The sequence below is a fragment of the Citrobacter sp. Awk 2 genome, from assembly GCF_028069815.1.
Taxonomy (GTDB): domain Bacteria; phylum Pseudomonadota; class Gammaproteobacteria; order Enterobacterales; family Enterobacteriaceae; genus Citrobacter.
Genome location: NZ_JANEWL010000057.1, coordinates 18,752 through 29,396, shown reverse-complemented (window position 1 = coordinate 29,396; position 10,645 = coordinate 18,752). Strand labels below are relative to the sequence as shown.

Sequence of the window (10,645 nt, the reverse complement as noted above, 5' to 3'; positions counted from 1 at the left end):
ATTAAATACATCTTATAGGTGCCCCATAAAGGAGATGTCTTATGTCCCATTTACGCATCCCGGCAAACTGGAAAGTTAAACGCTCTACTCCCTTCTTTACGAAAGACAATGTCCCGGCCGCTCTGCTTTCTCACCACAACACAGCAGCGGGCGTTTTTGGGCAACTCTGTGTGATGGAAGGCACTGTAACGTATTACGGCTTTGCCAATGAAGACGCAAAAGAACCTGAAGTAAAAGTGGTCATTAATGCCGGACAGTTCGCGACCAGCCCACCGCAGTACTGGCATCGCGTTGAATTAAGCGACGATGCGCAGTTCAACATTAATTTCTGGGTTGAAGATGACAACCATAGTGATGAGATGTATCAGGCGAAAAAGTCTTAATCCTTAACGCCTGTTAATCGATGGGCGGATTAGTCCGCCCATGAAGGTTTGTTCAATATATGGTCCTGCCAGTCACGCACTTCTGATTCTTTCACCGCGATATGGCGTACTGAAATACGCTCACCGTGCATTGCCGCCTTTGACCCCGTCAGCAATGGGTGCCAGTCCGGTAACCCTTTCCCTTCCGCTAATAAACGATAAGCGCAGGTCATCGGCAACCATTCAAAGGTTGGCAGGTTATCACGCGTGAGTTTGATGCAATCGGGCTCGTATTCGAATCGACGTTCATAATTACGGCACTGGCAGGTTTTGATATTGAGTTGCTTACACGCGACGTTGGTAAAGTAGATTTCGTCAGTGTCTTCATCCATAAGCTTATGCAGACAACATTGGCCGCACCCATCACATAATGACTCCCACTCGGCATCGGTCATTTCATCAAGGGTTTTACTTTGCCAGAAAGGTATGTCGCTCATCAGGGTATCCGCTATTTCACTAAAGCTGCACCTTATAACCAGTCTGGCACGTTGATGCAAGTTTTGCCGCCCGAAATAGGCGGCAAGCAGAGATTACAGCACCCGGGTGGTTAGTGTCTGACCATGGAAACGGATAGCCAGCTCATCACCGCTGTGTAACGGCCCAACGCCTGCTGGCGTCCCGGTCAGTACCACATCACCGGCTCTAAGCGTGAAGAATCGGCTCATGTAAGCAATCAATGGAACAATATGATGGATCATATCCGCCGTAGTGCCCTGCTGGCGCACTTCGCCGTTCACCGTTAATCCGAGCTGAGTATCCTGCGGATCGCCGTTAAATTCCGCGACCGGAATAAACCCCGACAGCGGGCAAGAATTGTCAAAACTCTTCGCTTTTTCCCACGGCTGACCCGCCTTTTTCATTTTGCCCTGGATATCGCGCAGGGTCAGGTCCAGCGCCACACCATAGCCAGCAATGGCTTTGCGTACATGCTCTTCTGTCGCCTGGCGCAGGTTTGCGCCGATCAGCACGGCCAGTTCAACTTCGTGATGAACGGAACCCATATCCGCCGGGATGACCAACGGTTGGCGCAAATCGCACAGCGCAGTTTCAGGCTTAATAAACAACACCGGCTCTTCCGGCGTTGTTCCCCCCATTTCTTTAATATGGTTTGCATAATTGCTACCTACGCAAACCACTTTGCTCACCGGGTAATCCAGCAGAGCACCATGCCAGTTATGATGTTGATACATTACTTTCCCCTAACGTAGTCATAGATTTCAGGTACTGCATCGATGAGACATGCTGCTGCCGGATGCAGTTTAACGTTTAGCGTCTGGTGTATTTTGTTTTACCGCAGATAAATGCTGTTTGAGTAAATCCTCAGGCGGCGGTGGTATTTGTAAATAATAGCCCTGCTCGGTTAGTGCCTGTTTTACTTTTTCAAGATCGGCATTAACCAGTTTTTTACGACCATCAAGCGGTAAAATCATTGCCAGCTTTGGCTGACCAAATCCTTTCATCAGTTCTTCAGGAACACGCGAGAAATCGTCTTTTTTTTCGACATATAAATAGGTCTGGTCACGTTTGCTGCTTCGGTAGATCACACAAAACATATCTTTTACTCTGAATTCACGGAATGGTGGCTTGCCTCAATATAATACTGACTATAACATGCCTTATAGTCTTCGGAATATCACCCCGCACTGGGGATGATAAATAGCAAATTGAGTAAGGCCAGGATGTCAAACACGCCAATCGAGCTTAAAGGCAGTAGCTTCACCTTATCAGTGGTTCACTTACATGAAGCAGAACCCGAGGTTATTCGTCAGGCGTTGGAAGACAAAATCGCGCAGGCACCTGCATTTTTAAAACATGCTCCCGTGGTGATCAACGTGAGTGGCCTTGAAAGCCCGGTAAACTGGTCGGCGCTGCAAAAAGTCATCACGTCCACGGGTCTGCGCATTATTGGTGTTAGCGGATGCAAGGATGCAAAACTTAAGGCAGAAATCGACGAAATGGGTCTTCCTTTACTGACAGAAGGTAAAGAAAAAGCCATTCGTTCCGCACCTGTTGAAGCTCCGGTACCTGCCGCACCGCCACAAAACGTTACTCCCATCACAAAAACACGATTAATAAATGTACCGGTTCGTTCCGGTCAGCGTATTTATGCTCCACAATGTGATCTGATTGTTACAAGTCACGTCAGTGCGGGCGCAGAGCTTATCGCTGATGGCAATATTCACGTTTATGGCATGATGAGAGGCCGTGCTCTGGCGGGCGCAAGCGGCGATCGGGAAGCGCAAATTTTCTGTACCCACCTGACGGCAGAACTGGTGTCTATCGCAGGTGTTTATTGGCTGAGTGATAAAATCCCAGCAGAATTTTATGGCAAAGCGGCACGTCTGCAATTGGCAGAGAACGCTTTGACAGTTCAACCGTTGAATTGATCCCTTTTTAACAAGGAATTTCTATGGCACGCATTATTGTTGTTACTTCGGGTAAAGGGGGCGTTGGCAAAACCACCTCCAGCGCGGCCATCGCTACAGGTTTGGCCCAGAAGGGAAAGAAAACTGTCGTTATTGATTTTGATATCGGCCTGCGTAACCTTGATTTGATTATGGGTTGTGAACGTCGCGTCGTTTATGACTTCGTCAACGTTATTCAGGGCGATGCGTCGTTAAATCAGGCGTTGATCAAAGATAAACGTACCGAAAATCTCTTTATTCTTCCGGCCTCACAGACTCGTGATAAAGACGCGCTGACCCGTGAAGGCGTCGCGAAAGTTCTGGACGATCTGAAAGCGATGGATTTTGACTTCATCGTCTGCGACTCTCCGGCAGGTATTGAGACCGGTGCGTTGATGGCCCTGTATTTTGCCGACGAAGCCATTATTACCACCAACCCGGAAGTGTCTTCTGTACGTGACTCTGACCGTATTCTGGGTATTCTGGCGTCGAAATCTCGTCGCGCTGAAAATGGTGAAGATCCGATTAAAGAGCATCTGCTGCTTACGCGCTATAACCCTGGCCGCGTAAATAAAGGTGACATGCTCAGCATGGAAGACGTACTGGAAATTCTGCGAATCAAGCTGGTTGGCGTGATTCCTGAAGATCAGTCAGTCCTGCGCGCGTCTAACCAGGGTGAGCCGGTTATTCTCGACATCAATGCTGATGCCGGCAAAGCCTATGCTGATACCGTAGACCGTCTGTTGGGAGAAGAACGTCCTTTCCGCTTCATTGAAGAAGAGAAGAAAGGTTTCCTCAAACGCCTGTTCGGAGGATAAGTTATGGCATTACTGGATTTTTTTCTCTCGCGGAAAAAGAGCACAGCGAACATCGCTAAAGAGCGACTGCAGATTATTGTTGCGGAACGTCGTCGTAGCGACGCCGAGCCGCATTATTTACCGCAGTTGAGGAAAGATATTCTCGACGTTATCTGTAAGTATGTACAAATTGATCCTGAAATGGTCACCGTACAGCTTGAACAAAAAGACGGCGATATTTCTATCCTTGAACTTAACGTGACTTTACCTGAAGCAGAAGAGTCTAAATAACGTCTTTTGTAAATAAGTCATGGTTGAAAAAAGGCAGATTATTCTGCCTTTTTTATTTCTGATCATAGTCCGGACTCCCCCCCATTTATTCCAAACTGAACTTCGGGTAGTTCTCAGCAAAATAGCGACGTAAATACTCCACGGTAATACGGATTTTTGCCGACGTCGCCAGACGTGACACATAAACAGCCCAAATATTTGCTGGTTGATAATAGTCAGGCAATATATGAACCAGATGCCCACTGGCGATGTTATCGCAGACATCCCACCATGAACGTAGCGCAATCCCCTGACCATCCACACACCATTGGTGAACAACTTCGCCATGATTGGAGGAGAGCGGCCCCGTCACCTTAATCGAGTGCACGCCCTCTTTGTTACGCATTTGCCAAATGCCAAATGGATGATCGCGCTCTTTAATCACCAGGCAGGGCAACGTGGACAGATCGTTCAGTTGTTTCGGTGTACCGTGCTGCGCCACAAACTCGGGTGATGCGCACAATATTCGGTAATTGGTCGCCAGCTTACGTGCGATCAAATTGGGTGCAATGTCATCCCCGATACGAATATCAAGATCGACACCTTCATTAACCAGATCGACTAACCGATCCTCAACGTCAAACCGCAACTCCAACTGCGGATACTCTTTTGCCAGCGCTGACAACGCTGGAGCCACGACACGGCGACCAAAACCAAAGCTGCTGATAATACGTAACATCCCCTGCGGGATCTGCCGGACATCAGACAGCTCATCCATCATCTGATCCACATCCTGCAGGATCCGCTGGGCCCATTCGTAGATCCGTTCCCCTTCCTCCGTGATGGTGACACGCCGTGTTGTACGGTGTAACAACACCACGTTCAGTGTCTGTTCCAGCAACGCAACACGCTTACTGATAAAAGCGGGTGAAACGCCTAGCTCCTCAGCAACCGCGGCAAAACCCGCGCGGCGGGCAACCAGCATAAAGACGCGTAAATCATTTAACAGCGGCAGATTATTCATGATCTGTGTTTTATGTTTCACCAGTTGGAGGGATTAACTATTAATCAGTCAATTATAGGATAAGGGGAAAGTCAATTTTGATGGCGTACAAGTGAGAGCTGCTATGAAGAAAACCTGTCGTATTGCCGCTATCCCCGGAGATGGCATTGGTAAAGAAGTCCTGCCTGAAGGCATTCATGTGTTACAGGCAGCCGCCGAACGCTGGGACCTGTCGCTCAGCTTTGAGCAAATAGAATGGGCCAGTTGCGAGTACTATACGCATCACGGCAAGATGATGCCGGATGACTGGCATGAACAGTTGAAATCCTTCGATGCTATCTACTTTGGTGCCGTCGGCTGGCCGGACACTGTACCGGATCACATCTCACTATGGGGCTCGTTACTCAAGTTTCGTCGGGAGTTCGATCAATACGTCAACCTGCGTCCGGTACGCCTGTTTCCTGGTGTTCCTTGCCCATTGGCGGGTAAGAAACCCGGCGACATTGATTTCTACGTTGTGCGTGAAAACACCGAAGGCGAGTATTCTTCACTGGGCGGGCGCGTAAGCGAGGGTACCGAACATGAAGTGGTCATTCAGGAGTCGGTCTTCACGCGTCGTGGCGTTGATCGCATTTTGCGTTACGCGTTTGAACTGGCACAGAGCCGTCCGCGTAAGACACTGACCTCGGCCACTAAATCAAACGGCCTTGCCATTAGCATGCCTTACTGGGATGAGCGTGTTGAAGCAATGGCTGCCCAGTACCCTGAAATCCGCTGGGATAAACAGCATATCGACATTCTGTGCGCCCGTTTTGTCATGCAACCGGAGCGTTTTGACGTGGTGGTCGCCTCTAACCTGTTTGGCGACATCCTGTCCGATTTAGGGCCAGCCTGCACTGGCACGATTGGCATTGCCCCCTCAGCAAACTTAAATCCGGAACGGACCTTCCCATCGTTGTTCGAACCGGTCCACGGTTCGGCCCCGGATATCTACGGCAAGAATATTGCTAACCCAATTGCCACTATCTGGGCTGGTGCGATGATGCTGGATTTCCTTGGCAACGGCGATGCGAATTATCAGGCCGCCCACGATGGCATTCTGGCCGCGATTGAACAGGTTATTGCCAGCGGCCCTAAAACGCCGGATATGAAAGGCAATGCCAGCACTCAACAGGTAGGTGACGCTATCTGCCGGGCACTGCGTTAGAGGTCAAACCACGAAATATGAGCCGCGTCACTGACGCGGTTTTTTTATGTGTTCTGTACGTCAAATAACCTGCGTGAATTCACTTTTTATTATTTCCGTTCCGTGTTTTATTGCTTCACGCATCAGGCAATTGTTTAATTCCTGTAAAGAACAAATAATAAAATTGTTAAATATGAAGCAACAAAATCTTACCCTACAGCATGATAACAACGACAGGCTAATGCCAAACGCGGGCGACTATGCCCAGGAGATCATCCATGTTGAGCAACGTAAAGAAAAAAGATGTGCCACTGATAGCCATCAGCCTGGTGGCTATTCTTTTTATCGCCGCCACACTCAGTCTCTTCCCTCAGCAGTCTGCACAAGTAGCGAATACCATTTTTAACGGTGTCACTCGCATGCTGGGTTCTGCCGTTCAGATCCTGGTCCTCATGGCTATGGGGCTGGTTGTCTATCTGGCCACCAGCAAATACGGCAATATTCGCCTCGGTGAAGGTAAAGCAGAATACAGTACGCTTTCCTGGCTGTTTATGTTTATTTGCGCTGGATTAGGCTCCTCCACGCTCTACTGGGGTGTTGCTGAATGGGCCTATTACTACCAAACACCGGGTCTGAACATCGCCCCACACTCACAAAAAGCGCTGGAATTCAGTCTGCCCTATTCCTTTTTCCATTGGGGGATCAGCGCGTGGGCGACCTACACACTGGCCTCGTTAACCATGGCCTACCATTTCCATGTGCGTAAAAACAAAGGGTTGAGCCTGTCCGGGATAATTGCTGCTATCACCGGCGTTCATCCACAGGGCGTATGGGGAAGACTGGTCGATTTGATGTTCCTGATCGCCACCGTCGGCGCGTTAACCATCTCCCTGGTCGTTACCGCTGCAACCTTCACCCGTGGTTTATCAGCGCTTACCGGTTTACCGGATAACTTTACAGTGCAAGCCTTTGTGATTCTGTTCTCTGGCGGCATCTTCTGTCTCAGCTCCTGGATTGGCATCAACAATGGTCTGCAACGTCTGAGCAAGATGGTGGGCTGGGGGGCATTTTTACTGCCATTGGTCGTACTGATTGTCGGCCCAACCGAGTTCATCACCAATAACATCATCAACGCTATCGGCCTGACGACACAAAACTTTTTGCAAATGAGCCTGTTTACCGACCCGCTCGGTAACGGTGAATTTACCCGCAACTGGACAGTGTTCTACTGGCTGTGGTGGATCTCCTACACCCCAGGCGTCGCTATGTTTGTGACGCGCGTTTCTCGCGGGCGCAAAATCAAAGAAGTTATCTGGGCATTAATCCTTGGCAGTACCGTCGGCTGTTGGTTCTTCTTCGGGGTGATGGAGAGCTACTCTATCCACCAGTTTGTCAATGGCGTGATTGATATCCCGCAGATCATGGCAACACAGGGCGGCGAAACGGCGGTGCAGCAGGTACTGATGTCATTGCCAGCCGGGAAGCTGTTCCTGGTCGCATATCTGGCCATCATGATTATTTTCCTTGCCTCGCATATGGATGCTGTGGCCTACACCATGGCAGCCACCAGCACACGTAACCTACAGGAAGGAGAAGATCCTGAACGTGGCTTACGTCTGTTCTGGTGTGTAGTCATCACTTTGATTCCATTATCCATTTTATTCACCGGCGCGTCTCTGGAAACAATGAAGACCACGGTGGTTCTGACCGCCCTTCCCTTCCTCGCCATCCTGTTGGTGAAGGTCGGCGGTTTTCTTCGCTGGGTACGGCAGGACTATGCCCATGTTCCTGCTCACCAAATTGAAAGTCATCTTCCCGAAGCACCGGTCGACGCACCTGTCACGCCACCGGCCGGGACACTACTCAAAGGCGGCAATTAAGCGCCAGTAAAAAACCTCTTACTCACAAATTAAAGGTAATCCAATGAGCAATCTGAGCCCTGAGTTTATTCTGCCGCAAAATTTTTGTGCCAATCCGCAGGACGCCTGGACTATCCCGGCACGGTTCTATACCGACCAGCAGGCTTTTGAACACGAGCAAGAGAACGTGTTTGCCAAAAGCTGGATTTGTGTTGCCCACAGCAGCGAACTGGCAAAGCCAAATGACTATGTCACACGTGAAGTGATTGGTGAGAACATCGTACTGGTACGTGGTCGCGATAATGTACTGCGCGCTTTCTACAATGTCTGCCCGCATCGTGGTCATCAACTGCTGAGCGGCGAAGGGAAAGCCAAAAACGTGATTACCTGCCCCTACCACGCGTGGGCGTTCAAACTTGATGGCAATCTGGCGCATGCCCGTAACTGTGAAAACGTCGCTAACTTTGACAGTGAGAAGGCTCATCTGACACCAGTACGACTCGAAGAATATGCCGGTTTTGTCTTCATCAATATGGACCCGAACGCCGGTAGCGTTGAAGAACAGCTTCCGGGACTGGCAGCCAAAGTCGTCGAGGCCTGCCCTGACGTGCACGATCTAAAGCTCGCCGCGCGTTTCACTACCCGCACGCCGGCCAACTGGAAAAATATCGTTGATAACTATCTGGAGTGCTACCACTGCGGTCCGGCCCATCCAGGTTTTTCCGACTCAGTACAGGTTGACCGTTACTGGCATACCATGCACGGCAACTGGACGCTGCAATACGGTTTTGCCAAACCCTCTGAGCAGTCGTTTAAGTTCGAAGAAGGTGTTGATGCTGCGTTCCACGGCTTCTGGTTGTGGCCGTGCACCATGCTCAACGTCACGCCAATCAAAGGCATGATGACCGTTATTTATGAATTCCCGGTGGATGCAGAAACCACACTGCAAAACTACGACATCTATTTCACTAATGAAGAGCTGACCGAAGAGCAAAAAGCGCTGATCGAATGGTATCGCAATGTCTTCCGCCCTGAGGATTTACGCCTGGTTGAGAGCGTACAAAAAGGTCTGAAATCACGTGGCTATCGTGGACAGGGACGCATTATGGCAGATACCAGCGGTAGCGGAATCTCCGAACATGGCATTGCCCATTTCCATAATCTGGTCGCTCAGGTGTTTAAGGATTAATCCGCGAAGGAGTTCGTTATGACTGTTTTTCAGACTTCACTTTTTCGCCAGCAGGCGTTTATCGCCGGACACTGGTGTGATGCCGATGACAGTAACACGTTGTCAGTCAGCAACCCGGCAACAGGGGCCGTTCTGGGGCAAATTCCCAACATGGGAACGTCAGAGGCGCAACACGCCATTGATGCCGCATCTCAGGCGCTACCGGCCTGGCGAGCAATGACCGCAGCCCAACGTTCCACGTTGCTTAAAGCCTGGCATCATTTAATTCTCGACAACAAAACGGCGCTGGCGCAAATCATGACCGTCGAGCAGGGCAAGCCGCTGGCTGAGGCGGAAGGAGAGATTGTCTATGCCGCGTCGTTTATTGAGTGGTTTGCCGAGCAGGCTAAACGCACTAATGGCGAGATTATCCCCTCACCTGCGGCGGATAAGCGGTTGATGGTAATCCGCCAGGGTATCGGAGTCTGCGCGGCAATTACGCCATGGAACTTCCCTGCGGCAATGATCACCCGCAAAGCCGGCCCCGCGCTGGCCGCAGGTTGTACGATGGTAGTAAAACCGGCCAACGAAACACCGTTTACCGCTCTGGCGCTGGCAGAACTTGCACGTCAGGCCGGTATTCCGGCGGGTGTTATCAATGTCGTGACCGGAAAGTCTCGCGAAATTGGTGCAGTGTTCACCGCTGACGATCGCGTACGCAAACTGTCGTTTACCGGCTCTACCGAGGTAGGGCGAGTACTGATGCGTCAGTGTTCCGATTCTATCAAAAAGGTCTCACTGGAGCTGGGCGGCAACGCGCCGTTTATCGTATTTGAGGACGCGGATCTCGACAAAGCCGTTGAAGGCGCGCTGGTGGCTAAATTCCGCAATGCCGGACAAACCTGCGTTTGCGTGAACCGTTTTTACATTCATCAGGCTGTTTATGACGCGTTTTGTGAGAAATTCGTGGCCCGGGTCGCCGCTCTGAAAGTCGGCAACGGTGAGCAACCCGGCGTACAAATCGGTCCGCTAATCAATACCGCTGCCGTAGACAAAGTGCAGTCGCTTCTCGATGACGCGTTGACGCGGGGCGCCACGTTGTTAACCGGAGGTCAGCGCCATGCGCTGGGAGGACACTATTTTACGCCCACCGTCATCGGTAACGTGCAGCCGGGCACGCAGTTGCTCCAGGAAGAGATATTCGGACCGGTCGCCGCGCTGGTGAAATTTGAAGATGAACAGGATGTGATCCGCCAGGCAAATGACACCATTTATGGACTGGCATCCTACTTCTACAGCAATGATGCCGCGCGCATCTGGCGTGTTTCTGAGCAACTGGAGTATGGCATGGTCGGTATAAATACCGGACTGATCTCGAATGAAGTCGCCCCTTTCGGTGGTGTGAAGCAGTCAGGGTTGGGGCGAGAAGGTTCCGAACACGGTATCGAAGATTACCTGGAAATGAAATATCTCTGCCAGGGGCTGTAACGACAGATTCCGGCGTGGCGGGTAACCCGCGCCGGACAGATTTTTTA

The 10,645-nt window shown here is 50.6% G+C and carries 12 protein-coding genes; 8 read left to right on the top strand and 4 right to left on the bottom strand.

Annotated features, from left to right (window positions below; translation table 11 throughout):
- The first annotated feature begins 41 nt into the window (after positions 1-41).
- Positions 42-383, top strand: coding sequence for a DUF1971 domain-containing protein (locus NNO02_RS14595; protein ID WP_016153372.1), 342 nt, complete (start codon positions 42-44; stop codon positions 381-383).
- 29 nt (positions 384-412) lie between these two features.
- Here the strand turns inward: NNO02_RS14595 and NNO02_RS14590 are convergent, their stop codons facing one another.
- The 3 genes from NNO02_RS14590 to NNO02_RS14580 all read right to left on the bottom strand — a co-directional run bounded on the left by NNO02_RS14590 (position 413) and on the right by NNO02_RS14580 (position 1,975).
- Complete coding sequence (locus tag NNO02_RS14590) at positions 413-859, bottom strand: YcgN family cysteine cluster protein (protein ID WP_005122244.1); 447 nt, start codon at positions 857-859, stop codon at positions 413-415.
- A gap of 93 nt (positions 860-952) precedes the next feature.
- A complete protein-coding gene (locus NNO02_RS14585) occupies positions 953-1,612 on the bottom strand; it encodes a fumarylacetoacetate hydrolase family protein (protein WP_271455113.1) in 660 nt (219 codons plus the stop codon).
- Between the two features lie 69 nt (positions 1,613-1,681).
- A complete protein-coding gene (locus NNO02_RS14580) occupies positions 1,682-1,975 on the bottom strand; it encodes a YcgL domain-containing protein (protein ID WP_137381645.1) in 294 nt (97 codons plus the stop codon).
- A 126-nt stretch (positions 1,976-2,101) separates the two neighbouring features.
- Between NNO02_RS14580 and minC the strand changes: the two genes are divergently transcribed.
- The 3 genes from minC to minE are packed head-to-tail and all read left to right on the top strand — an operon-like array spanning position 2,102 to position 3,915.
- On the top strand, positions 2,102-2,809 hold the full coding sequence (minC, locus tag NNO02_RS14575; protein WP_271455112.1) for a septum site-determining protein MinC: 708 nt from the start codon (positions 2,102-2,104) through the stop codon (positions 2,807-2,809).
- 23 nt (positions 2,810-2,832) lie between these two features.
- Positions 2,833-3,645, top strand: coding sequence for a septum site-determining protein MinD (minD, locus tag NNO02_RS14570; RefSeq protein WP_005122235.1), 813 nt, complete (start codon positions 2,833-2,835; stop codon positions 3,643-3,645).
- Positions 3,646-3,648: 3 nt separating this feature from the next.
- Entirely contained in the window at positions 3,649-3,915 is a 267-nt protein-coding gene (minE, locus tag NNO02_RS14565) for a cell division topological specificity factor MinE (protein ID WP_003833739.1), read from the top strand.
- 85 nt (positions 3,916-4,000) lie between these two features.
- Here minE and NNO02_RS14560 read toward each other — a convergent pair whose 3' ends face one another.
- The gene (locus NNO02_RS14560; protein WP_137345949.1) at positions 4,001-4,918 is read right to left on the bottom strand and encodes a LysR family transcriptional regulator; all 918 of its coding nucleotides are present in this window, start codon (positions 4,916-4,918) and stop codon (positions 4,001-4,003) included.
- A gap of 103 nt (positions 4,919-5,021) precedes the next feature.
- Here NNO02_RS14560 and NNO02_RS14555 point away from each other — a divergent pair, with 103 nt between their 5' ends.
- The 4 genes from NNO02_RS14555 (at position 5,022) to NNO02_RS14540 (ending at position 10,598) form a co-directional block, all read left to right on the top strand.
- Positions 5,022-6,104, top strand: coding sequence for a tartrate dehydrogenase (locus NNO02_RS14555; RefSeq protein WP_271455111.1), 1,083 nt, complete (start codon positions 5,022-5,024; stop codon positions 6,102-6,104).
- A gap of 257 nt (positions 6,105-6,361) precedes the next feature.
- Positions 6,362-7,963, top strand: a complete 1,602-nt coding sequence (locus tag NNO02_RS14550) for a BCCT family transporter (RefSeq protein ID WP_271441519.1) — start codon at positions 6,362-6,364, stop codon at positions 7,961-7,963.
- Between the two features lie 43 nt (positions 7,964-8,006).
- Positions 8,007-9,131: a carnitine monooxygenase, oxygenase subunit YeaW gene (gene yeaW / locus NNO02_RS14545; protein WP_271455110.1), complete on the top strand. Its 1,125-nt coding sequence runs from the start codon at positions 8,007-8,009 to the stop codon at positions 9,129-9,131.
- Positions 9,132-9,149: 18 nt separating this feature from the next.
- Positions 9,150-10,598: an NAD-dependent succinate-semialdehyde dehydrogenase gene (locus NNO02_RS14540; protein ID WP_271455109.1), complete on the top strand. Its 1,449-nt coding sequence runs from the start codon at positions 9,150-9,152 to the stop codon at positions 10,596-10,598.
- Positions 10,599-10,645 lie beyond the last annotated feature (47 nt).

Coding starts and splice junctions, on each gene's coding strand:
- NNO02_RS14595 (WP_016153372.1), top strand. CDS start 42: ATGTCCCATTTACGCATCCCGGCAAACTGGAAAGTTAAACGCTCTACT.
- minD (WP_005122235.1), top strand. CDS start 2,833: ATGGCACGCATTATTGTTGTTACTTCGGGTAAAGGGGGCGTTGGCAAA.
- NNO02_RS14550 (WP_271441519.1), top strand. CDS start 6,362: ATGTTGAGCAACGTAAAGAAAAAAGATGTGCCACTGATAGCCATCAGC.
- minE (WP_003833739.1), top strand. CDS start 3,649: ATGGCATTACTGGATTTTTTTCTCTCGCGGAAAAAGAGCACAGCGAAC.
- NNO02_RS14540 (WP_271455109.1), top strand. CDS start 9,150: ATGACTGTTTTTCAGACTTCACTTTTTCGCCAGCAGGCGTTTATCGCC.
- minC (WP_271455112.1), top strand. CDS start 2,102: ATGTCAAACACGCCAATCGAGCTTAAAGGCAGTAGCTTCACCTTATCA.
- NNO02_RS14590 (WP_005122244.1), bottom strand. CDS start 859: ATGAGCGACATACCTTTCTGGCAAAGTAAAACCCTTGATGAAATGACC.
- NNO02_RS14555 (WP_271455111.1), top strand. CDS start 5,022: ATGAAGAAAACCTGTCGTATTGCCGCTATCCCCGGAGATGGCATTGGT.
- NNO02_RS14585 (WP_271455113.1), bottom strand. CDS start 1,612: ATGTATCAACATCATAACTGGCATGGTGCTCTGCTGGATTACCCGGTG.
- NNO02_RS14580 (WP_137381645.1), bottom strand. CDS start 1,975: ATGTTTTGTGTGATCTACCGAAGCAGCAAACGTGACCAGACCTATTTA.
- yeaW (WP_271455110.1), top strand. CDS start 8,007: ATGAGCAATCTGAGCCCTGAGTTTATTCTGCCGCAAAATTTTTGTGCC.
- NNO02_RS14560 (WP_137345949.1), bottom strand. CDS start 4,918: ATGAATAATCTGCCGCTGTTAAATGATTTACGCGTCTTTATGCTGGTT.